22 protein-coding genes, 8 tRNA genes and 1 rRNA gene are annotated in these 21,694 nt (G+C 35.8%); 9 read left to right on the forward strand and 22 right to left on the reverse strand.

Annotation, left to right across the window (positions count from 1 at the left end; all coding sequences use genetic code 11):
- Positions 1 to 4: 4 nt before the first annotated feature.
- The 4 genes from SLH52_RS18165 to SLH52_RS18180 all read left to right on the forward strand — a co-directional run bounded on the left by SLH52_RS18165 (position 5) and on the right by SLH52_RS18180 (position 3,221).
- A complete protein-coding gene (locus SLH52_RS18165; protein ID WP_320210682.1) occupies positions 5 to 646 on the forward strand; it encodes a sensor histidine kinase in 642 nt (213 codons plus the stop codon).
- A gap of 100 nt (positions 647 to 746) precedes the next feature.
- Entirely contained in the window at positions 747 to 1,400 is a 654-nt protein-coding gene (locus SLH52_RS18170) for a response regulator transcription factor (RefSeq protein WP_284730479.1), read from the forward strand.
- The gene (locus SLH52_RS18175; RefSeq protein WP_320210683.1) at positions 1,390 to 1,851 is read left to right on the forward strand and encodes a GAF domain-containing protein; all 462 of its coding nucleotides are present in this window, start codon (positions 1,390 to 1,392) and stop codon (positions 1,849 to 1,851) included. The genes SLH52_RS18170 and SLH52_RS18175 overlap by 11 nt, the downstream gene beginning before the upstream one ends.
- Positions 1,852 to 1,871: 20 nt before the next feature.
- Positions 1,872 to 3,221, forward strand: a complete 1,350-nt coding sequence (locus SLH52_RS18180; protein WP_320210684.1) for a PAS domain S-box protein — start codon at positions 1,872 to 1,874, stop codon at positions 3,219 to 3,221.
- Between the two features lie 352 nt (positions 3,222 to 3,573).
- On the opposite strand, the gene SLH52_RS18185 is transcribed toward SLH52_RS18180, so the two are convergent.
- The 5 genes from SLH52_RS18185 to SLH52_RS18205 all read right to left on the reverse strand — a co-directional run bounded on the left by SLH52_RS18185 (position 3,574) and on the right by SLH52_RS18205 (position 7,066).
- Positions 3,574 to 3,996 (reverse strand): DUF3995 domain-containing protein, encoded by a 423-nt coding sequence (locus SLH52_RS18185; RefSeq protein ID WP_320210685.1) that lies wholly within the window; start codon positions 3,994 to 3,996, stop codon positions 3,574 to 3,576.
- 11 nt (positions 3,997 to 4,007) lie between these two features.
- Positions 4,008 to 4,610 (reverse strand): TetR/AcrR family transcriptional regulator, encoded by a 603-nt coding sequence (locus SLH52_RS18190; RefSeq protein ID WP_320210686.1) that lies wholly within the window; start codon positions 4,608 to 4,610, stop codon positions 4,008 to 4,010.
- Positions 4,611 to 5,323: 713 nt separating this feature from the next.
- Positions 5,324 to 5,830, reverse strand: coding sequence for a GNAT family N-acetyltransferase (locus SLH52_RS18195; RefSeq protein ID WP_320210687.1), 507 nt, complete (start codon positions 5,828 to 5,830; stop codon positions 5,324 to 5,326).
- Between the two features lie 628 nt (positions 5,831 to 6,458).
- On the reverse strand, positions 6,459 to 6,785 hold the full coding sequence (locus SLH52_RS18200) for a collagen-like protein (protein ID WP_320210688.1): 327 nt from the start codon (positions 6,783 to 6,785) through the stop codon (positions 6,459 to 6,461).
- The gene (locus tag SLH52_RS18205; RefSeq protein WP_320210689.1) at positions 6,782 to 7,066 is read right to left on the reverse strand and encodes a hypothetical protein; all 285 of its coding nucleotides are present in this window, start codon (positions 7,064 to 7,066) and stop codon (positions 6,782 to 6,784) included. Before SLH52_RS18205 ends, SLH52_RS18200 begins: the two co-directional genes overlap by 4 nt.
- A 297-nt stretch (positions 7,067 to 7,363) precedes the next feature.
- On the opposite strand from SLH52_RS18205, the gene SLH52_RS18210 reads away from it, so the two are divergent.
- Entirely contained in the window at positions 7,364 to 7,891 is a 528-nt protein-coding gene (locus SLH52_RS18210) for an NAD(P)H-dependent oxidoreductase (protein ID WP_320210690.1), read from the forward strand.
- Positions 7,892 to 7,940: 49 nt separating this feature from the next.
- On the opposite strand, the gene SLH52_RS18215 is transcribed toward SLH52_RS18210, so the two are convergent.
- Positions 7,941 to 8,297 (reverse strand): winged helix-turn-helix transcriptional regulator, encoded by a 357-nt coding sequence (locus SLH52_RS18215; RefSeq protein WP_214483894.1) that lies wholly within the window; start codon positions 8,295 to 8,297, stop codon positions 7,941 to 7,943.
- A 714-nt stretch (positions 8,298 to 9,011) separates the two neighbouring features.
- Here SLH52_RS18215 and SLH52_RS18220 point away from each other — a divergent pair.
- The 3 genes from SLH52_RS18220 (at position 9,012) to SLH52_RS18230 (ending at position 11,157) form a co-directional block, all read left to right on the forward strand.
- A complete protein-coding gene (locus tag SLH52_RS18220; protein WP_320210691.1) occupies positions 9,012 to 9,317 on the forward strand; it encodes a lanthionine synthetase LanC family protein in 306 nt (101 codons plus the stop codon).
- 176 nt (positions 9,318 to 9,493) lie between these two features.
- A complete protein-coding gene (locus tag SLH52_RS18225; protein ID WP_413785561.1) occupies positions 9,494 to 9,919 on the forward strand; it encodes a flavodoxin family protein in 426 nt (141 codons plus the stop codon).
- Positions 9,920 to 10,071: 152 nt separating this feature from the next.
- Complete coding sequence (locus SLH52_RS18230; RefSeq protein WP_320210692.1) at positions 10,072 to 11,157, forward strand: site-2 protease family protein; 1,086 nt, start codon at positions 10,072 to 10,074, stop codon at positions 11,155 to 11,157.
- A 672-nt stretch (positions 11,158 to 11,829) separates the two neighbouring features.
- On the opposite strand, the gene glmS is transcribed toward SLH52_RS18230, so the two are convergent.
- Positions 11,830 to 13,632: a glutamine--fructose-6-phosphate transaminase (isomerizing) gene (gene glmS, locus SLH52_RS18235; RefSeq protein WP_320210693.1), complete on the reverse strand. Its 1,803-nt coding sequence runs from the start codon at positions 13,630 to 13,632 to the stop codon at positions 11,830 to 11,832.
- Between the two features lie 39 nt (positions 13,633 to 13,671).
- On the opposite strand from glmS, the gene SLH52_RS18240 reads away from it, so the two are divergent.
- Positions 13,672 to 13,815: a hypothetical protein gene (locus SLH52_RS18240; protein WP_214483892.1), complete on the forward strand. Its 144-nt coding sequence runs from the start codon at positions 13,672 to 13,674 to the stop codon at positions 13,813 to 13,815.
- 346 nt (positions 13,816 to 14,161) lie between these two features.
- On the opposite strand, the gene glmM is transcribed toward SLH52_RS18240, so the two are convergent.
- The 15 genes from glmM to rrf form a co-directional block, all read right to left on the reverse strand.
- Entirely contained in the window at positions 14,162 to 15,508 is a 1,347-nt protein-coding gene (gene glmM, locus SLH52_RS18245; protein WP_214483891.1) for a phosphoglucosamine mutase, read from the reverse strand.
- A gap of 43 nt (positions 15,509 to 15,551) precedes the next feature.
- The gene (locus tag SLH52_RS18250) at positions 15,552 to 16,817 is read right to left on the reverse strand and encodes a YbbR-like domain-containing protein (RefSeq protein WP_320210694.1); all 1,266 of its coding nucleotides are present in this window, start codon (positions 16,815 to 16,817) and stop codon (positions 15,552 to 15,554) included.
- Entirely contained in the window at positions 16,810 to 17,631 is an 822-nt protein-coding gene (gene cdaA / locus SLH52_RS18255; protein ID WP_320210695.1) for a diadenylate cyclase CdaA, read from the reverse strand. The genes SLH52_RS18250 and cdaA overlap by 8 nt, the downstream gene beginning before the upstream one ends.
- Before the next feature lie 401 nt (positions 17,632 to 18,032).
- Positions 18,033 to 18,674 (reverse strand): anti-sigma factor, encoded by a 642-nt coding sequence (locus SLH52_RS18260; protein WP_320210696.1) that lies wholly within the window; start codon positions 18,672 to 18,674, stop codon positions 18,033 to 18,035.
- Between the two features lie 16 nt (positions 18,675 to 18,690).
- Positions 18,691 to 19,254: an RNA polymerase sigma factor SigW gene (gene sigW / locus SLH52_RS18265; RefSeq protein WP_214483887.1), complete on the reverse strand. Its 564-nt coding sequence runs from the start codon at positions 19,252 to 19,254 to the stop codon at positions 18,691 to 18,693.
- 296 nt (positions 19,255 to 19,550) lie between these two features.
- Positions 19,551 to 20,453: an arginase gene (gene rocF, locus SLH52_RS18270; RefSeq protein WP_320210703.1), complete on the reverse strand. Its 903-nt coding sequence runs from the start codon at positions 20,451 to 20,453 to the stop codon at positions 19,551 to 19,553.
- 168 nt (positions 20,454 to 20,621) lie between these two features.
- Positions 20,622 to 20,694 (reverse strand) — tRNA-Lys (locus SLH52_RS18275).
- 17 nt (positions 20,695 to 20,711) lie between these two features.
- Positions 20,712 to 20,786 (reverse strand) — tRNA-Gln (locus tag SLH52_RS18280).
- Between the two features lie 21 nt (positions 20,787 to 20,807).
- Positions 20,808 to 20,892: transfer RNA gene (locus SLH52_RS18285), tRNA-Tyr, on the reverse strand.
- A gap of 13 nt (positions 20,893 to 20,905) precedes the next feature.
- Positions 20,906 to 20,981, reverse strand: a tRNA-Thr gene (locus SLH52_RS18290).
- Positions 20,982 to 20,992: 11 nt separating this feature from the next.
- Positions 20,993 to 21,068, reverse strand: a tRNA-Val gene (locus SLH52_RS18295).
- A gap of 1 nt (position 21,069) precedes the next feature.
- Positions 21,070 to 21,144: transfer RNA gene (locus SLH52_RS18300), tRNA-Glu, on the reverse strand.
- Positions 21,145 to 21,160: 16 nt separating this feature from the next.
- Positions 21,161 to 21,233: transfer RNA gene (locus tag SLH52_RS18305), tRNA-Thr, on the reverse strand.
- Position 21,234: 1 nt separating this feature from the next.
- Positions 21,235 to 21,309, reverse strand: a tRNA-Asn gene (locus tag SLH52_RS18310).
- Positions 21,310 to 21,316: 7 nt separating this feature from the next.
- Positions 21,317 to 21,432 (reverse strand): 5S ribosomal RNA (rrf, locus tag SLH52_RS18315).
- Positions 21,433 to 21,694 lie beyond the last annotated feature (262 nt).

The raw sequence follows: 21,694 nt of genomic DNA on the forward strand, positions 1-21,694 counted from the left end.
AGACATGCCTAAAAAGCAAAAGAATGTTTCCTCATATATTATTCAGTCTCAAGAGGATGAAATTAAACGAATTGCTCTAGAATTACATGAAGGTGTGAGTCAAAACCTCTATAGCTTATATACGAGTATGGAATTTTTAAGAACGGCAATAGATCAACAAGGAATGAAAGAATATATTGATGATATGACGCAAATGTTAGAAAAAACAATAAATGAAATGCGTATTCTTGCTGTCGAATTGCATCCACCTACCCTTCCTACTCTTGGCTTACTGCCTGCTTTGAAAAGCTACTTAAAGCTTTATACTTCAACATATGGAGTTATTGTTGAGGTAGTAAGCGAAGGTGATGAAATGAGAATGGATGAACAAACAAACATTACGCTATTTCGAGTGTGTCAGGAAGCCTTAGCTAATATAGCAAGGTACGCAGATGTAATGAAAGCTCATATTACTTTCATGTGGAAACCTAAGGTGTTAAAAATAAACATTCACGATTCTGGCAAAGGCTTTGATGTGAACACCGGCATGAAAAAATCCACAGGTCTTGCAGCTATGATCGAACGATTAGTGTTAATCGGAGGCACGTGCACCATTACTTCTAATATAGGAGAAGGGACTTCAATAGACATCTCCCTTCCGTTATAGAGATACATATACGCAAGGGGTGTGCATAGCATATTCCCTTGTTTCTTTTTTAACATAATGACTATAATATAAGTGCAAACATTAGTAAGGGGGAGCGGGATTGATTACAATTTTGCTATGCGATGACCATGCTGTCGTACGAATGGGATTAAAAATGCTATTAAACAACCAAGGGGATATGCAGGTTGTTGGTGAGGCTTCTGAAGGGAATGAGGGCATTCAACAGGCGCTTGAACTTAATCCAGATGTTGTCGTTATGGACTTAAGTATGCCCCATGGTAAAGATGGTTTATCCGCGACATCAGAATTAAAAAAGCTTATGCCTAATATAGCCATTCTCATTTTGACAATGCATGATGACGAAGAATATTTATTCAGAGCTATCCAAGCAGGTGCATCAGGCTGTATTTTAAAAAGTGCGCCACATGATGAGTTGGTTGCTGCTATTCGCTCTGTTGCGATTGGCGACGCCTATTTGCACCCTAATGCTACGAAACGATTGATGGAGGAATATCTCGGAAATGTGAAAGATGGAAATGCCGACACTTTTAACTTATTATCAAATAGAGAAAAAGAGGTCCTTACATTGATTGCTAAAGGCTTTTCTAATAAGGATATTGGTGAAAAATTGGTCATCAGTGTTAAAACTGTGGAAACGCATAAAGGAAATCTGATGGAAAAACTTAAAATGAAAACTCGTCCAGAGCTTGTAGCTTATGCATTAAAAAAGGGGTTATTAGGCTATGGAATATAAAGTAAGTAGGTTGGCAGCCTGCGATGAGCAGATTAATCAAGTATGTGAAAAATTATTATTACAATTAAAATGCGATTTTATTGGCTTAGCCCTGCAAAATACGGAAGGGCCCAACATAAAATGGCATTATGCTGCTGGAAACAGCAACGATAAATATAAACGCATAACACTTAGGTTTGGCAAAGGGATAGCTGGGAGAGTGATTTCTACAGGTAGGCCCATGTATATAGAAAATTTTCCAGAAAAAATATTGGGAAAGGCGCTTGAGTATCCTATTATGCTTGCTGAAAATATTCTTTTTGCTTATGCTGTCCCGATTTTTTCAAATAACATCCCTAAAGGAGTCATATTGGCAGGTAACAGGGAAAAAAGAGCTATAAATGAACGCGAACAAGCAACAGTTAGAGAAACAGCGAAAATATTGGAAGAGAAATTAAACAGACTAATTTAATGCAACTGGAGGCCAATAATATGGACAGGAATCATCTTTCACTTGATCCTACTAAGATTGATCCTGGTTCAAGAGATGCTACCATTCTCCTTAATGGTTTTGGCATCATCTCATATATAAACCAGCACGGATGTAACAATTTTGGTTATAAGGCAAAAGAATTAATCGGAAAGACGCTGTCATACGTACTTCCTGACTTAGTTATAAATGAAAACCGTGAAGGTAAGATTATACACCAATACGGCAGACACCGTGATGGTCACACATTTTCACTTTTTATTAAAATAAGCTCTTTTAAACTACATGACGAGTTATTCTTCCTCATGAACTTATACACTGTAAAGGATAGGTCGAGATTAAACGAGCAACAAAGCTACCAATTGAATGAACTTGTTGACCTTAAATTTGCACTCGATGCCTCCTCCATTGTCGCGATCACAGACCAAAGAGGTATCATTAACTATGTTAATGATCAATTTTGTAAGATCTCAAAATACTCAAAGGACGAGCTTCTTGGGAAAGATCATAAAATTATTAATTCTGGCCATCATTCCAAAGAGTTTTTTAAAGAGCTTTGGACAACAATTTCCTCAGGTCATGTTTGGAAAGGCGAATTAAAAAACAAAGCGAAGGATGGTACGTATTATTGGGTGGATACTACTATTGTACCGTTCTTAAATGAGGATGGGATACCTTATCAGCATTTAGCCATTCGCCATGAGGTGACTCAAAGAAAAAATGCTGAAGAAGAGCTTAAAAAAATGATGACAAAAATCATTGATATACAGGAAGATGAAAGGAAACGCCTATCACGAGAGCTTCATGATGGCATAGGACAAAATTTATATAGCCACCTCATAACGATAAATAGGCTGAAGGAAGAAATAAACCATCCACTACTTGATCAACTGCAAGATGAAGCGACTGAAATTATTGAAGAGCTCCGTGATATTTCTTGGGAATTGCGTCCATCTGTTCTCGATGATTTAGGTCTCATACCTGCCATTAGATCGTATTTGGTCCGTTATACAGAATATTATCATATTAGCGTCCATTTTGATTGTTTTTTAAATTACCGGTTAAACTCAAACAAAGAAATCACTATTTATAGAATTATTCAGGAGGCTCTTACGAACATTAGAAAGTATGCTCATACCGAAGACGCAACTGTTACCATTAGAGAAATGGATGAAGAAATACGTGTAGTCATTGAAGACAAAGGAAAAGGTTTTAATATTAATAAAATTTCGCGTGGAGTTGGCCTGTTCAGTATGAAGGAAAGAGCAAAAGCCGCTGGAGGATCTATTCGAATACATTCCACTGAAGGCAAAGGAACGACAGTTGTCTTAGAAATTCCGCTGGGGGCCTGACCCCCAACACTTAAATGTGACAACGTCATAAAAACCTTTGTTTATTCAATGTATATGTTGATTGAAACAAAGTTAAGCAGCCAAAAGAAACGTCGATATGAAAAAAATGATCTAAATACTCTGCTAATGTATTTATTAAACCTCTACTAAAACTATTTTCGTAAACTTTGTTGCTTGTTATCATCACCTTAAGGGAGAAGCGATGCCACGATCATGTTTATGGTTAGTGTGAAAACAACCATATACAATGACATTCTTCTTCCTGAAAGGCCCATATCTAAAGATCGATTAAAGAATTTATTGCATGTTAATAAGAATCCATATCTCCTTACTTAACTAAGTATCTCAAACATTATTGTAGCCATGAAATCATGAAAGAAATTCCTAAATACAAGCAAAGAGGGGAGTATAATATTGTATCGTACTTTGAAAAGGTTGTATTTTTCACTCTCTTAAAGAACCCTAAATATTTAAAATCACCTATTGCTCTTATCAAAAAAATGAATGTAAGAATGATACTCGCCCATTTCATCCAAGAATTTAATTCCCAAGATGGAATGAGTTCATTTTGAACTAATAATATAACCCCCACACCAATTAACCCGACTGCAACAATGAGGGTTTCAAACCATCTAGGGGTAAACAATGTGCCTCCCTCTGTTTTTTCTGGTAATGAAGCTTGAAATCCCCATGTACCACCAAAAAGCCAATAAAAATGCAACAAACTAACTAAACCTAAAATCGTTACCGGTAAGTAAATAAATAATAGCTGCACAATATTACCTCCTAATGTAGGTTTTCGTACTTCGAGCCTCCATCAATTCCTTGCCAAACCACTTCAAACTGATCTTGGAAAATAGTAAAGATATCGTTACTTTGGCCTTCATTAACAGACCAACTAATTAAAGTATTAAAATAGATTCCTATTAGTACTGAGGCAATCGTCTTTGAGGAAAAATGTGTAGGTAACATGTCGTTTGTTATAGCGTCTTCAAGCAATTCAGCTAAGCTTTCTTTAAAAAAACCAATATTCCTTGTTTCATCCTTTAATGCTGATCTAATGGTTTCAGATAGCGTAAGCTTTAGGAGATCAGTATTTTCCAAATAGACGGATAATAGTTCCTTAAAAATAAGTAGAAGCTTATTTTTAATTTTTAAATCTTGATGTTTTTTTATGATCTCTTGAAATAAATCATTCTGAGAATGACCCAAATACAATAAAACGTGTTCCTTCTTCGGAAAGTAATTAAAAAATGTTCCTTTAGCGATTCCACATGAAGAAGCAATATTTTCAACTGTCACATTGTCATACCCATATTCTTTAAACAATTCAATTGATTTAAGGAATATCTGTTTTTTTAATTCTTTTTTTCGTTCTTCACGTAACATAGATTTTCCTCCTCTCCATTATATTGACTGTAGTCAATTTATGACTATAGTCATTTTAATACATACTCCTTTAAATTACAAATAAATACATTTAATAATCTCACATTCAACTCCAAACACTTCTTTTTACTCATCCGTTCACGTAATTGTTAGACCCTTACACGTGAGTGATTTCAACCGTTGCTTCATGATGTCATTGTTAATTACCTATAACACTAAATGTAGTTTTTGTAGGTTCACCTAGATCAATGGTCACTTCCTTCACATTGAATAACATTGCTTAATATCTATAGATTTATTCTTCATCAATTAACGAATACTGTTCAGCCAATAATGAACAAAGATGAATGAGCAGCTCTTGAATGGCATAATCATTAACTTAACAACCAACGCTGAGATTACTAGTATGGTTACTCAACAACCTCGGACAAGTCATAAAGAAAGACGCTTTTTATAGTAAAAAGCGCCACTTTTTTAATAAGATCACCGAGAGTTTAACTCAAATAAATCTTTATATATTTCTAATGCTTCAATAAGAAATTGCTTATCATACCCAGTAATCATATTTATTTTTTCTGACCATTCCTCTACTGTGTTTAAAGGCTTTTCATAGAGCAATCCATCATTCGTACTTAGTAAGGAGGATATTTTTTAACACCTACCAAGGCCAAAACAATCCCATAAAAAATATTTTCTAATGAATCATGGTAGTGTTATATATTCAAAGCAAATAATTTAAGCTCTTCCGTATCATTTGGAAGTGTCATATACCCTTCAAGCTCCATGCCAAGCTTCCCTAATAATTTGGCAGACGAGTAGTTATCTTTCGAGGTGATTGCTACAAGACGGTTTAAGTTCAGTCTTTTAGCAAATTCCACTGTCCCTCTAGCTGCCTCATACGCATAGCCTTTAGATTGATAGTCAGCCAGAAATGCGAAACCAATATCCACATCCTCAAGACCGGCCCTCTTAATCAGCCCACACAAACCAATCGGAGTGTGATCTTCCTTAGTCTCTGTCAAGAAAAGGCCAAAACCCTCTCGTTCATACATCGCTCGAGGTCCAGATGCAATATAATCTTTCGCATCATCCAATGTCTTAATTCCCTTATCTCCTATGTATTGAATCCATCCAGGCTCATTCAATAATGTTAGGATAAATGCATCATCACTGTATTCTACCCACCGAAGAATTAATCTATCAGTTTCGATTACTTTCACTCGAATCACCTCGTTTATGATCTCGATTTCTATTAAATAGTATAACATTTCGACCTAACTTATGACGTCATGCAACTTGGGAGTCACTTCTTTTTCGGGTTATTTATTTTTTCCTACAAGATTCTTTGTTTATGAGATACACATTATATTGATTAAGGACACACACAGAGGCTATTTCAGCGTTTATTTATTGCTTTTCGTAATAAGAGCTAAACATGAATATAACTAGTATTCGGGGCATCTCATCTTTTATAAAAAATGATTTAATGCACATCATGTCCTATAATGTAATCGAAAAAGCAACAAAGGTTACGCACAGATTTTATAAAGAACATTTGGATTAATTATCCTCTAATATTCCCCTGCCCACAATTTCTAGGACAGGGTACAAAGTCTATTACTGGATGGGATTGTAGCTCCACCTAGTCAATCGCTTGCTCTAGCACGGTGTTTTATATTTATAATATCTATACGCAGCATAGTACATAAAAAAAAGATAATTTCATTTAAAAGCATTTAGTCAATAATCGTCACATACACACCCCATAGTTACATAGGAAAGCTCAAGATAACTAGGATAAAATAGTGCTCATTTTTAATGATAATTTTATGTGCAATTATAGAATGTTTATGACCAAAATTTCCACCATTTTTTTTTCTTGGCTACGGCTTGTTTCTTTGCTTCCATACTTTGATTCAGCAACACCATTAGCTTTTCATCAATCATCTTTAATGTTTCGTCTAATAGTTTCTGCTGTTCTTCAAACTTCATAACGTTGTATAAATCACTTATTTTGGAGACTTCCTTTTCCACAACCGCTTCGATATTGCTCTTTGTTGCCAATAATGATTGCAAAAGGACAACCTGACTGCCCGAACTATCCCCTTGTGGCCCTTGTTCTCCTGGTGGTCCCTGAAAACCTATTTCTCCTTGTGGCCCTTGTTCCCCTTTCAATCCCTGTTCTCCTTGTAGACCTTGTTCTCCTTGCCGCCCTTGTTCCCCTTGCAGGCCTTGTTTTCCTTGCAGGCCTTGTTCTCCTTGCAGGCCTTGTTCTCCTTGCAGGCCTTGTTCTCCTTGCAGGCCTTGTTCTCCTTGCGGTCCTTGTTCTCCTTGCGGTCCCTGTTCTCCTTGCGGTCCCTGTAATCCTTGTTTCCCACGTGGTCCTTTTGGACCCTGTTTTCCTTGTGGTGGTGGAGGTATGATCTTATAGCTGTTACAAACGCTATCTTTTTCATCGTTATACATCATTTTCACCTCATTTTTTCTTTATATTATGAGATTGAAATTAGTATGTATAGACGTGTGTGTAGTCAATTGACTGTATATATGTAGGAGATTCAAACAAATATAAATTGGTATTTTCCTTGTGGGTGACTTCCGTTTTGAAAAACCAGCTCCCTCACAAAGGAGGAAAGATCAATAATACTTACCTTTAGGTAAGTACCTGTACTAATTGTGCGTACTTACATATATGTGCTGTTGAGTTTATAATAAATTCCGAGGTTGAAATAAATAAAATTTAGGAGGATGACATGAAGACTCTTGTTGTCATAGCACACCCAAATATAGAAACATCCGTTGTTAATAATAGATGGGTTGAAGAATTAAAAAAACACCCTGAACAATATACTATCCATGAGATATATAAAGTTTATCCTGATGGAAAAATAGATGTAGAAAGAGAACAAAAATTGGTTGAATCTCATGGAAATCTTATTTTTCAGTTCCCTATCTTTTGGTTTAATTGCCCACCTCTTCTTAAACAATGGATGGACGATGTTTTAGCTCACGGATGGGCCTTTGGTCAAGGAGGAGATAATTTACAAGGTCGTAAGCTTGCTCTTGCTGTATCTGCCGGAATAAGAAATGAAGATTACAGTGATAATGGAAGATATCAATTCACACTTGAACAGATTTTAGTTCCATTTAAAACAACTGCTTTATATTGCAAAGCAGATTATCGTTCGTTCTTTGCGTTTTATGGAGCAGAATATGAACCATCCAAGAGTGAAATTGAACAAAGTGCTCATGATTATCTAGAATTTCTTAAGGCACTATAACAAAAAAAGTATTCTCTAATTCAGAGAATACTTTTTTTTGTTATAACTCCTACTTGCCAACTTCGGAGACTGACAAACGATTTTTCTCTCCCCACTCGCACATCATATCTAATAACGGAATGAGGGAAAGCCCTCGTTCAGATAATGAATATTCAACTTTTGGAGGTATTTGGGGAAACTCTTTTCGTATAATGAGATCATCTCTTTCAAGCTCTTTCAACATGACACTTAACGTTTTAAATGGAATTGTAGCAATACACCTTTTCAACTCATTATGACGCATAACCTTATTTTCAAAAAGCCAATACATAATAATCATTTTATATTTACCGCCTATCAAGGACAGTGTATAACCAAAATCAGTACTTTTTAACTCAACACCAGTTGGAACGCATGTTTCACTCACAACTTATATCCTCCTTCTGACCAAATAGTACATCCTCTAAGTAGCTATATTTAATAATATATCATAGTCATTATTCATTATTCATCAAATAGGGGTCCAATCCCGAACATACGGATTTACAATGCTAAGCTATTTAAGTGCTGATAACCCCTCTTCCGCAACAACAACCGATTGATCAAGCTTTGCTTGGCTCTTTATTTGTTTACTTTTTTCACGTAGATAAATGAAACTAAAGTCCAGACTCTGGAGCTTGAATGACAATTTAAGTATTGATATGGCCTTTTCACCATCTGTTTTTATCAATGATTAATAGAGTCGGAAAAAATTCAGTTGTAGTAAAAATAATCAAGATCTAAATAGTAAAAAGTCTAAAAATAAGGATAATACATTCTACAAATGCCCATTACTGTACCATCCTTTTTACTTTTTGTTTCACAAACGTGCTAAAACATAGACTTGTTTGATTACATTTTCAAATACATGCAAAAAAACTGGTTAGCACTATAACTAACCAGTTTTTTATTATAAAATCATTGTTCGAATTCAATCATTTAATATTATACTAATAAAGCTAAGCTGTAATTTGAGAACTCTTGTAGTGTGACAACTCAGTCATGACATAATATCTTTTCTAACACCTATCATACCGTTCCAAATAATTAGCCTCATTACAACTTAGTCGTGACATAATTGTATGACAAATTTAAGAAAGTAATGAAAATTGCAAGCAACGGGTATTACAAAAATCTTGATGGACTTTGTCATGGCAATTTTGGTACGGTAGAATTGTTTTTACATTATTTTGAACTAACAAGAGATAGTTACTACCTTAACTGTACAAAAATTATAGCAAATGAAGTAATAAAACATTCAAAGTCTAATAACGGATATAGAGTAGATTCAATAGATGGTTTTCCAAATATTTCATTGTTTAATGGATTATCAGGAATTGGATATCAATTTTTGAGAATTCATTCCAATAATCAAGTACCTTCAGTCTTAACTATGGGGAGTGTATAATTTGAAAAAGATATTCATTTACTCTGGAAGTGGAAATGAGAATTCCAGTTTAAACGTTTTTATAAATAAACTCATAGAGATTTAATCAAGTTTCTAAGGAGAAAGTAATAATTGATTTTCATACACCGTATAACTCAACAGGTTGTACGCAATGCTTTGAATATGGCACGTGTAAAATTGACAAAGATGATAGTAGTGATAACATGAAAATTATAAAAAAGGGTATGCTCACTGCAGACTATATTATTGTTGCAAGTCCAGTTTACGGTCACAATGTCTCAGGTGATACGAAAGCTTTTATCGATAGAATAACCTATTGGACACATTTATTAAGATTAACTGGAAAACCAGGGACTGTAGTGTCCTCATGTTCAAATAATGGTATGCAATTTGTTTATGCGTATTTACGTAAAATTGTTAATTATCTAGGGCTCTATATTGTTGAAAAAATAGGTCTTGATCATGAAACTCAAATTACAGATTCTCAGTTAACAGGTTTTGCTTCTAATATTTATGATTATATTAATGAAACCAAAAAAGTCAAAAGTACAGACGAATTAGAACACGTCTTCCAACCAAGGTTTAAAGTATGTATACAGTGATTATCCACCTAATCATACGGAATATCAATATTGGGAGAACAATGGATTGTTTGAATGTGATTCTTTCCAAGATGTAATTAATAGCAAAATGCTTGAGAAGAATAGGTTAGTATATTTTTAGAAAGTAGTGATCCAATATCAAAAGTGTATTGTTGAAACCAGTTTCTGCTATTCCTTTGTTTATTATGGTAATTTATGTTCTTTCTTTAATTATGGATTTCCAAGAGAATTTCTATAGAGGTATCTTTTTGTTACTTTCTATGTTTGTATTTCTCTTGTTACATGAAATTGGACATGTAATAGCTGGAAAAATAGCGGGATTCGATTTTGAATTTGTTATTCTAGGCCCAATTAAAATTTATAAATCTAATGGGAAATTAAAGATTTTTCAAAATGATAATTGGGAATTGGCTGGAGGAGTAACACGGTCTTATTTGACCAATAAGACAAAGATAAGAAAAAAATTAATAATTTATACTGCTGGTGGCCCATTAATAAGTATAATGTTAGCAACACTGTTTTTAACATTGGGTTCTATTTTTAATATAGAGTTTCTGAACACTTTCTTTCTTATAAATATATTAATATCTTTAGCAACACTTCTTCCACTTGGTGATGAAAACAATAAAACTGACGGAAAAGAGTTACTAACTTTATTGAAAAATGATTTAAATACAAAAAAGTATTTAAACACTTTTCTTATAATGAATGAACTTTTAAGTGTGAGAAGACCAAAAGATTGGGATATTAAGACAGTAGAATATTTAAAGAATAATTTAATGACATCTGATAATTCCTTTGAGTATAAGGAACATGTTCATACTTTAATTTATTATCAAGGGATGGATGTCGATACCAATGAAGAACGTTTATTAACTTTAAAGGAGTTAATGCGTTTTGACCCTAGTAAAGACTTAAAAGAAATATTAAACTCATCACGGATCATGGTTGAATTTCTTAACTCACAAAATAACTTAGATTACTATAAACTAAAAAGTTTATATAGTAAACTAGATCCTTCAAACAATGTTAACGAATATGGGTTTTTAAGAGCTAAATGTATTATCGACTTTTTAGATGGAGAGTTACAAACAGCCAAAAAAGAGTTAAATAAATTGAATACTTTGCAGCAAGACCTTTTTAATGTAACTATAGTTAATCCTGGTTATTTTATATTAGAGAATGAATTGTTAGATGAGTTAAAGACAAAGATTAAAATAGGTAGTGTAAGAGAGTAACTAGATTATTGTATTGATAGTAGTTTAAAGAGGCCGGGATAAACCCTTACTCTAAGATGAAAAAGCCGACGAAATTTTACAGGTTATTTTGATATTGGAATTTAAGTAAGGACCACTTCTGATAAAATAAAGTTACCATATAAAATATTTTCTAACGGGGGCTTATCTGCAACAAGATAAGCTTCTTTTTTATGGAAATATATCTTGAGTAAAAGTCTGATATTTGAAATAATTGGTATTGAGCAATAGGGCAGTTTTCTTGAAGACTGTTATTCTCTTTTAAGATTATTATGACTCGAGTCTTCCACAATATGGCGCGAATATGGAATAACATAGGAAGAAAATGATCGATTTTTTTAAATACTAATTAAAAAAAGGGAATATCTCAATTTTTGAGACATTCCCTTTGAATATTCAGAGTACAACTTACTTTCAATAAAACAATATCAACACTAAAATACCATTCGAGCTTCGGTGTCTGTAGAGAATAGGCATGTTTAATTAGGTTCTTAAATGCATATAAAAAAACTGGTTAGCACTCTGATACTAACCAGTTTATCCATTCAAGCATCCAATACTATACTAATAAAGTACAACGCTAGGTCACGATTGAGTTGTATAAGTCACGACTAAGTTGTAATATGACAACTCTTTTCTAAAATTTAATCAATCCTACTCAACAGTTACTGATTTGGCAAGGTTTCTAGGTTTGTCAACGTCGCAGTCGCGGTGTAGGGCTGCGTAATAAGAAATAAGTTGTAAAGGAATGACTGATACGAGTGGTGTGAGTAGCTCATGAACAGTAGGGATGACAAAACGATCATCATCACTCTCCAAACCTTTCATAGTGATAATACAAGGATTAGCACCACGTGCAACGACTTCTTTTACGTTTCCTCTAATACTTAAGTTGACATGGTCTTGTGTGGCAAGTGCAATGACAGGAGTACCGTCTTCAATAAGGGCAATTGTTCCATGCTTTAACTCTCCGCCAGCAAAGCCTTCTGCTTGGATGTATGAGATTTCTTTTAACTTAAGTGCACCTTCAAGTCCTACATAATAGTCTATTGAACGACCGATAAAGAAGCAGTTTCTCGTTGTTGACAAGTACTCACGTGCAATTTGTTCAAATTCTTCTTTTTCATTACATAGCACTTCCATTGCATTTGCAGCCATTCCAAGCTCTGTCACAAGGTCAAAATCTAAGCGTTCACCTTTTCGTTCAGCTGTTACTGCAGCTAATATCGCCAGTACAGCGATTTGGGCAGTATATGCTTTTGTTGATGCAACTGCTATTTCAGGTCCAGCATGTAGCAATAAGGTGTAATCCGCTTCACGTGATAGTGTAGAACCCGGTACATTTGTAATCGTTAAGGCTTTATGACCAAGTTCTTTCACTTGGACAAGGACAGCTCGACTATCGGCTGTTTCACCACTTTGAGATATAAAAATAAACAGTGGTTTTTTCGATAACAGTGGCATATTGTAAGAAAATTCACTTGCTACGTGTACCTCAACTGGTACTTTAGCCATTCTTTCAATAAATTGTTTTCCGACTAAACCGGCATGATAACTCGTTCCACAAGCTACAATATAAATGCGATCTGCTTCGTCTAATGCCTCACTAATATGATGATCAATAGCCAATTTTCCACGGTCATCTTGATATTGTTGAATAATTTTGCGCACGACAAGTGGCTGTTCATCGATTTCTTTTAACATATAGTGTGGGTATGTTCCCTTTTCTATATCACTCGCATCAAGCTCTGCAGTAAATGGCTCACGTTCTTTGACGACACCTTGTAAGTTTTTAATAACCATTTGCTGCGCTGTAACAATAACAATTTCCTTATCCATTAATTCGATGAACTGATCTGTTACTTGTAACATCGCCATTGCATCACTTGCAACTACATTAAAGTTGTCACCGACTCCAACTAATAATGGACTTTTATTTTTGGCTACATAAATCGTCTCATCATTTTCTGCATCTATCATTGTAATCGCATATGAACCTTTCAGCTCACTCATTGTTTTACGAAAGGCTTCTTCTACAGATAAACCTTCAACGACAAATTGCTCAATCATTTGGACAATAACTTCTGTATCTGTCTCACTTTGTAAAGTGATATTCTGTAAATATGCATTCTTTAACAATAAGTAGTTCTCTATTACACCATTATGCACTAACGTGAATCGACCACATGCACTTTGATGAGGATGCGCATTAGTTTTACTAGGTACACCATGTGTAGCCCATCTTGTATGGCCAATCCCCATCGATGAGTCTACGTGACTATCTACATTTTCTCGTAATGTAGCAATTCGTCCCTTTTCTTTAAATACGTGTACACCAGATTCATTTACAACTGCTATTCCAGCTGAATCATAACCACGATACTCGAGTTTCTCAAGCCCTTTTAATAAAATTTCCTTTACATCCTGTTGACCAATATATCCTACAATTCCGCACATGTTTCTTCGTCCTCCCTAATAATAAGGGGGCAAGGAAGTATGGGGACTTACTCGCCCCCTTGCCAAGTTGTTTTTTTTGCTGATTATACACATACGCTTGTGCAAAAAGTCACCTCTTTGTTTTCGTATATGCTTGCGGTCGTAATCAGTGCAACCGGGAGGTATCCGCCGATAAATCGATAAACCTCCTCCTCGTCAACTAAGTTGTTCGTCCTTTACTTAGTTCAGGCGCTTAAATATGTCGTTTTCCTACCCTACCTTTCTGTCCTTGAATAAAGCTATACCTAATATCTTACATGATTTCCATTCGTATCGTCAAATTTAACTGTATATTTTCAACACTTACCTCTAATCTCGAGCTATTGCTCTATTTATAAAATATGCATGATAAACACATTACGTGTTAGTTAAGGTGCCCATGAGCAAGATAGCATCCTAAAACACCCTCACATATCTATTTCTTGTGAGGGTGTTTTCATCTATTATTAAGAGCGAACTTGTACACATATTCTTCAAACGTTTAGCAAGCTTATACCTCTGATGTCTCTTCTTTCACGACAGCAACAATGCGTTCAACATATTCTTGGCACAATTCCTCTGTCGATGCTTCTGCCATCACACGAATGAGTGGTTCAGTACCAGATGGACGGACCAGAACTCGACCATTGCCATTCATTTCACGCTCAACAGATTCGATCACTTGTTTGATTTTATCATTTTCTAGCACTTTATTTTTATCAGTAACTCTCACATTCACTAGTAGCTGAGGAAACTTTTTCATTTCATTCGCAAGTTGAGACAATGGCTTTTGTGTTGCTCTCATAATGTTAACGAGCTGAATCCCTGTTAATAAACCATCACCAGTCGTGTTATAGTCTAAAAAGATGATATGACCTGATTGTTCTCCACCTAGGCTATAACCATTTTTCTTCATTTCTTCGACAACATAACGGTCACCTACCGCTGTTTGTATACTTTGTACTTCAATTTCTTCTAATCCTTTATAGAAACCAATATTACTCATTACAGTAGATACGACTGTTTGATGCTTTAGGCGTCCCTGCTCTTTCAAATATTTACTACAAATAAACATAATTTGATCGCCATCAACAATATCACCGTTCTCATCAATAGCAATTAACCGATCTCCATCACCATCAAATGCAAGACCAAGGTCAGCCCCCTTTTCTTTTACGAGATCTGACAAACTTCCTGGATGTGTTGAGCCCACGTTATCATTAATATTCACACCATTTGGTGAAGTTCCCATCGTTGATATATCTGCTTCTAAATCAGCAAACAGATGTGGCGCTAATGATGAAGTAGCACCATGCGCACAATCAAGTGCGACGTGTATGCCAGAAAAGTCCTCATCAACAGATTGTTTTAAAAACTGTAAATATTTTTGTCCACCTTCAAAGTAGTCATTCACTTGCCCTAAGTCGCCTCCGATTGGACGTGGCAACTCATCTTCAGGTCGATCCAACAATTCTTCTATCTCTGCTTCTTGTTCATCTGACAATTTAAAACCGTCAGGACCAAAGAATTTAATCCCATTATCTTGAACAGGGTTATGAGAAGCAGAAATCATTACACCTGCTTGAGAACCTAGCGCTTTCGTTAAGTAAGCAATACCTGGTGTAGAGATAACTCCTAATCTCATCACTTCGGCTCCAATTGATAGTAGACCTGCGACAAGAGCCCCTTCAAGCATATGACCAGAAATACGGGTGTCTCTCCCGATAAGAACTTTAGGACGTTCTTCATCCTTTGTTAGGACATACCCTCCAAAACGACCAATTTTGAATGCTAATTCTGGCGTCAACTCACTATTAGCAACCCCTCGCACTCCATCTGTACCAAAATATTTACTCATTTCCTTTATTCGCTCCTTTTTAGGACAATTACCGTTTATATATTTACTCAATACCAGATATATTAACTTTCACAGTTTCTATAGGTATTTCCAAAGAAATATCGATCGGTTCAATGCCTTCTTCATTTAAAATAGACACCTCAACAGGTACTTCATAATCTCCTACAGGTAAATTCGCTACATCTATCGTTGCTGTAATATTATTGTTGCTTATATTTTCAATAGAGCTCTTTCTACCTGTTACCGTTATATCTAGTACACCGTTTTCCAGGTCAGAAAAGCTTAAGGCTAAGCCTTCTCCTAACCCTTCATAATCGATCGGTATATCGGCAAAAGTTTCTGTAACCTCTTCTTCTACATCAATCGCAACCTTCACTTCTACAGGATCTATTTTCGCAGCTCCTTCAGGAAGCTTAATAGGGATGATGATTTCTTCATCTTTAGTTATGCTATTAAGATCGATAGGAATGTCAATGACATCATCTTTCGTAATACTATCAATGACATTTTTCGGTCCATAGACAGTTACTTTATCCGGAACCATTTCAATGTTCTTGATGTATATACCTTGTAACGTTCCTTCTTCTATAAAATTAAGTGGTACTACTTTATTTGGACTTGTAATGGAAACCCCAACACTAATATTTGCTGGTTCAACTTCCACATTTAATGGTTGCCCATCTTTATCATGTACTGTCACTGATGATTCAACTGTTATATCATCAATAACATCCTGTAAATCAATATAAGCTCTTACGATTGCAGTTCTTTCAACCTCTTCTTTTGCCCCTGTTATGGAGACTATAGTAGGTTCAGGCACCAAGTTCTCTACAGTATACCCTTCTGTTACTAAAGATTCATTATAATCCACTTTGATAGCAAATTCTTGCGTTACTTTTTCATGCAAAGCTACCTCATATCGGGATTTTGGTTCAAATGTAACGTTTACCTTATCATCCACATTCTCATATTCTAGCGTTACTAAGTAATTACCCTCTGATTTGTTTTCTAGGTTAGCATAAACTTTTATATTTCTTAATGCTATTATCGTTTTAACTTTGCTTGTTGGTCCATCTAATCTCACATCAACTGATTGAGGAGCACCTGTTACAACAAATCGCTCTTGATCATACAAAACCTCAACAGGTATGTCTTCTAATATTTCAGTTGAATCATCAAAAAGAGGTAGCGTAAGGCTTCCATCACTCTGCTCTTTCTGTTCTTGAATATAGACAGACATATACAGCATCAAGGCCAATAACAGGGCGATAATCCTCATAAACCATCGATTGTTCATGAACTTATCCATTCTTTTGCCACCTCCATTGCCAACGAGTAGAAGTAGCCTGGTTTTGAGTTGGTTTTAGTTCATTTGTAAGAAGTTCTCGAAAAGAATCTTGTGTTAAATCTCTATGTAATTCACCATTCTTAGTTAGAGAAATACTACCAGTTTCTTCTGAAACAACGATGGTAAGACTATCAGTTACTTCACTGACACCTAACGCTGCTCGATGCCTTGTTCCAAGCTCCTTAGATATAAATGGACTTTCTGACAATGGTAAATAACACGCTGCTGCAGCCACTTGATTATTCTGCAATACGACTGCTCCATCATGAAGTGGTGTATTTGGGATAAAAATATTGATAAGCAATTCGGAAGAAACCTTAGCATGAAGTGGTATTCCTGTTTCAATATAATCGCTCATCCCTGTTTCACGCTCAATAGTAATCAAAGCGCCAATACGACGTTTTGCCATATAACCTGTAGCTTTTACAATGGCTTCAATTGAGTTTGCTTGTTCTTCTTCCTCATTAATCGTAATTCTTGAAAAGAATCTACCTCGTCCTAATTGTTCTAGTGCACGACGTAGTTCAGGCTGAAAAATAATAATGATAGCTAAAAATCCCCATGTTATCACTTGGTTCATTAACCACCCTAATGTTTTTAAGCCCAAATACTGACTTAATATGTGAATGGTTATAATAACAGTGATTCCTTTGAGAAGCTGTACAGCTCTCGTTCCTCGGACGACCATTATTAGCTTATAGATAACATACCAAACAACGAGAATATCGACGATAATACCTAGATAATTAAAGATTGAGAGACCCTCTGAAGACATTCTCACACTTCCTCCATTATTCAAGTACTTGAACTACTCTTCTATATAAATATGACTATTATAGCATATATCATACCAAACCTAATTAAACCTAAAATAATGTATTAAATATCTTTTATTAGTATTAAGTTTTTTCGTTAAACTTTGTTGCAAATGTAAAAATTATAATAAAGCTATATGGGACCTTGATTTCTTAACTCTTTTCGTAAACCTTGTTCCTTTTTCTACTTAAATTTGAGTAACTGGTGTTTATTATATGCTTTATATGGATTTTTCAGGAGAAAAGATGCCCCTCATATAGAGATATTCGTGTTTAACTCTTATTACGCAAAGCACAATTAAGGAAAACAACCTTAGAAAAAAAGGTCATCTTTATTAAGATGACCCTCATTATTCTGTTTCTATTTTGACTGATCTTGGTCAAATAGACTTACTGTATCCTTTGCAATATCCTTTAGATGATACCATAACCATTCAAATAATTCATTAATTTCCTCAATTTCACCTGTTACTTTGCCAGCAGAAGCAAGATACTGTTCCCCATTAATTACTTCACCATTAATTACTGTTGCATCACCGTTAATTTGCCCTTCTATTTTGAGCGTACCATTTTTCACAATGACTGGTCCTTCAACTATTTCCCCTTCTGGAACGGTCACTGTAGAGTTTTCAATAATTAGATTCGGTTGTTTAGATACAGTAAACTGGTCATCCTCTGTCCAGTTTGAAAATATACTACCTGCCATTAAGATGATAAAAAGCGATGCAGCTGTTAGAAAAGGATGATTTCTTAACCAACGCTTTGCGCCTGCTGATCGTTTTTCTTTAGGCAAACTTTGCATTACGCTATTTGTGAAATTGCTAGGCGCCTCTACATGAGAAATACTTTGAACGAGAGCAATGGACTTTTTAAGTTCATGGAAGTGCGCCTCACAGTCTTCACAACTTTTCACATGATCAATTAACAAATTTTTATCTTCAATTGAAATATCTTCATCTAAATATTCATGCATTAAATAAACAATGTTTTCAGGACATTTCATTTTAATCACCCCTTCATTATACATTTCGAAGTTGGTTTCTTAATGCTTCTCTACCACGATGAATCCGCGTCTTAACGGTTCCTATAGGCAAATCCAATATTTTACTTATTTCCTTTAATGGTAATTCATCAATATATTTCAATACGATGACTGTACGATATTTTTCTGGAAGCTTCAATATTTCACCTTGAATCGTTTCGTGTAACTCTAGTCTCTCAAGCTCTTCTTCAGGCAAAGCTTCGTCCGCAGCTACATTAGAATACATAGTCAGTCCGTCTGTTCCAGAAACTTCTGCATCTAAATAATAGTCTGGTTTCTTTTTCCTAATTCTATCAATTGAAAGATTTGTAGCAATTCGGTATAACCAAGTCGAAAATTTGAGATCTTGATTAAAGCTTTGAATATTAGTATATGCACGAATAAAAGCTTCTTGGGCAATATCCTCAGCCTCATGACGATTTCCAAGCATTCTATAGCATAATTGAAATACTTTATCTTTATAAATTTCTACAATTTCTGCAAATGCGTTTTGATCTCCTTTAATAACTTGTTTTATCCTTTTTTTAACAATTGTTTCCATACCATTCATACCCCCGCTCCATGCGGCTAGCTTATTTACGTCTCTAACTTATAAAAGGTTTCAAAATATGCATATAAATATTTTAACAAAATTAAGGAAGGGTGTGTTTAAAATAGTATAATTTCCATGAGGATTACAAAATTCGGTGATATAGAAAGGGAAAGTTAGTACTAAAGATAGAGTTTATAGCAAGCAATCATTTCTAATATATTTTATATTCTATAGTCAACGTGTTTCTTAATAAAATTAGGTGGAGATTTCACTCCACCTAAAATAACAGTCCATACATTTTTTCGTTAAAGTAGTTTTTCTCCAAATAGCGAGCCAATCAATGCTACTGCAACAGTAGCTGTAGTGTTTCTTTCATCAAGTATAGGGTTTACTTCAACAAATTCAGCAGATGTGATAATATTTGCTTCTGCTAACATTTCCATTGCTAAATGGCTCTCACGATAGCTTATCCCTCCAATTACAGGTGTGCCTACACCTGGAGCATCATGAGGATCCAAGCCATCTAAATCTAATGACAGGTGTACGCCATCAGTACGATCTTTAAGGTAATTAATAGCTTGCTCCATAACATTAGCCATACCTAATCGATCAATCTCATGCATCGTATAAACTTTTATACCTTTTTCTTTAATTAGTTCTTTTTCTCCGTCATCAAGTGATCTTGCGCCAATTATAACGATATTTTCAGGTTTAACCTTTGGAGTATATCCTGCTATCTCTGTTAAGGTCTTATGACCAATACCCATACTTGTTGCTAACGGCATCCCATGGATATTTCCTGTCGGTGAGGTTTCCTCTGTGTTTAGATCGCCATGAGCATCGTACCAAATCACACCTAAATTATTGTAACTCTTTGCAACTCCAGCTAATGTTCCAATGGCAATACTATGATCTCCACCAAGAACTAATGGAAAACGTTTTTCTTTAATTACACCCTGGACTTTATCTGCTAAACGTTCACTCGCTTCAGCAACCGCTTTCAAGTTGCGGAGTTTATGATTTTCTACAATAGCATTTGCTCTCTCTGGTTTACCAATTTCAATATCCCCTAAATCTTCTATTTCATAAGATAAATTCTCAAGTCTTTCTGTAACACCTGCGTAACGAATCGCGCTAGGCCCCATATCTACCCCTCTACGCATTTGTCCTAAATCCATAGGTACTCCAATTATTGATACTTGTTTCATCACAACATTTTCCCCCTTCTAGACTATACTTATATTTTATCTGTAATAGCATCAATGATTCAACTGAACAACATTTTGTATATATATACAAAGAAACATCTAAATCACATGATTTAGATGTTTCTGGTAGTATGTATTTTACCTATCAAAAAGATATCGTCTTAAGAGTGAGCCATGGAGGACTCGAACCTCCGACCCTCTGATTAAAAGTCAGATGCTCTACCAACTGAGCTAATGGCTCAAAACAAAAAATATAAGTGGCTGGGCTAGCTGGATTCGAACCAGCGCATGACGGAGTCAAAGTCCGTTGCCTTACCGCTTGGCTATAGCCCATTATTATTTACAATAAAAACATGGTGGAGGGGGACGGATTCGAACCGCCGAACCCTCAGGGAGCGGATTTACAGTCCGCCGCGTTTAGCCACTTCGCTACCCCTCCATATGTTTATAGATGGTGCCGGCGAGAGGACTTGAACCCCCAACCTACTGATTACAAGTCAGTTGCTCTACCAGTTGAGCTACACCGGCATAAAATTTAATGGTGGAGGATGACGGGATCGAACCGCCGACCCCTTGCTTGTAAGGCAAGTGCTCTCCCAGCTGAGCTAATCCTCCGTGGTGACCCGTACGGGATTCGAACCCGTGTTACCGCCGTGAAAGGGCGGTGTCTTAACCACTTGACCAACGGGCCAATACTTTTCATTGTAAGCTCCCAACCGGGCTTGAACCGGTGACCTCTTCCTTACCATGGAAGTGCTCTACCTGCTGAGCTATGGAAGCATGGCTCCACAGGCAGGATTCGAACCTGCGACCGATCGGTTAACAGCCGATAGCTCTACCACTGAGCTACTGTGGAACAATGAGCCTGGCAACGTCCTACTCTCACAGGGGGAAACCCCCAACTACCATCGGCGCTGAAGAGCTTAACTTCCGTGTTCGGTATGGGAACGGGTGTGACCTCTTCGCCATCGTCACCAGACATAATATGTAGGAATAAGTTGATATTCCTTCAAAACTAGATAATAGACATTCATTGAATAAAGCTTGTTTCTTATTTGTCCAGTTTCGCAAGCTATATCCTACGGTCATTTCGCTCTCTCCCACGAAGTTACAAAACAACTTCTCGTCGATAGCTCCAATGCCCTATGGATATGAGCGAGCTTGCTACACATTTCAACTTGGTTAAGTCCTCGATCTATTAGTATCTGTCAGCTCCACGTGTCACCACGCTTCCACCTCAG

Origin of the sequence: Cytobacillus sp. IB215665 (assembly GCF_033963835.1) — a bacterium.
GTDB lineage: Bacteria > Bacillota > Bacilli > Bacillales > SM2101 > Nanhaiella.

Excerpts from the sequence above, each read along its gene's own strand:
- SLH52_RS18165 (WP_320210682.1), top strand. The coding sequence starts at position 5 with ATGCCTAAAAAGCAAAAGAATGTTTCCTCATATATTATTCAGTCTCAA.
- SLH52_RS18175 (WP_320210683.1), top strand. The coding sequence starts at position 1,390 with ATGGAATATAAAGTAAGTAGGTTGGCAGCCTGCGATGAGCAGATTAAT.
- SLH52_RS18180 (WP_320210684.1), top strand. The coding sequence starts at position 1,872 with ATGGACAGGAATCATCTTTCACTTGATCCTACTAAGATTGATCCTGGT.
- SLH52_RS18190 (WP_320210686.1), bottom strand. The coding sequence starts at position 4,610 with ATGTTACGTGAAGAACGAAAAAAAGAATTAAAAAAACAGATATTCCTT.
- SLH52_RS18205 (WP_320210689.1), bottom strand. The coding sequence starts at position 7,066 with ATGAAAAAGATAGCGTTTGTAACAGCTATAAGATCATACCTCCACCAC.
- SLH52_RS18210 (WP_320210690.1), top strand. The coding sequence starts at position 7,364 with ATGAAGACTCTTGTTGTCATAGCACACCCAAATATAGAAACATCCGTT.
- SLH52_RS18220 (WP_320210691.1), top strand. The coding sequence starts at position 9,012 with ATGAAAATTGCAAGCAACGGGTATTACAAAAATCTTGATGGACTTTGT.
- glmS (WP_320210693.1), bottom strand. The coding sequence starts at position 13,632 with ATGTGCGGAATTGTAGGATATATTGGTCAACAGGATGTAAAGGAAATT.
- SLH52_RS18240 (WP_214483892.1), top strand. The coding sequence starts at position 13,672 with ATGGGGACTTACTCGCCCCCTTGCCAAGTTGTTTTTTTTGCTGATTAT.
- glmM (WP_214483891.1), bottom strand. The coding sequence starts at position 15,508 with ATGAGTAAATATTTTGGTACAGATGGAGTGCGAGGGGTTGCTAATAGT.
- SLH52_RS18250 (WP_320210694.1), bottom strand. The coding sequence starts at position 16,817 with ATGGATAAGTTCATGAACAATCGATGGTTTATGAGGATTATCGCCCTG.
- cdaA (WP_320210695.1), bottom strand. The coding sequence starts at position 17,631 with ATGTCTTCAGAGGGTCTCTCAATCTTTAATTATCTAGGTATTATCGTC.
- SLH52_RS18260 (WP_320210696.1), bottom strand. The coding sequence starts at position 18,674 with ATGAAATGTCCTGAAAACATTGTTTATTTAATGCATGAATATTTAGAT.
- sigW (WP_214483887.1), bottom strand. The coding sequence starts at position 19,254 with ATGGAAACAATTGTTAAAAAAAGGATAAAACAAGTTATTAAAGGAGAT.
- rocF (WP_320210703.1), bottom strand. The coding sequence starts at position 20,453 with ATGAAACAAGTATCAATAATTGGAGTACCTATGGATTTAGGACAAATG.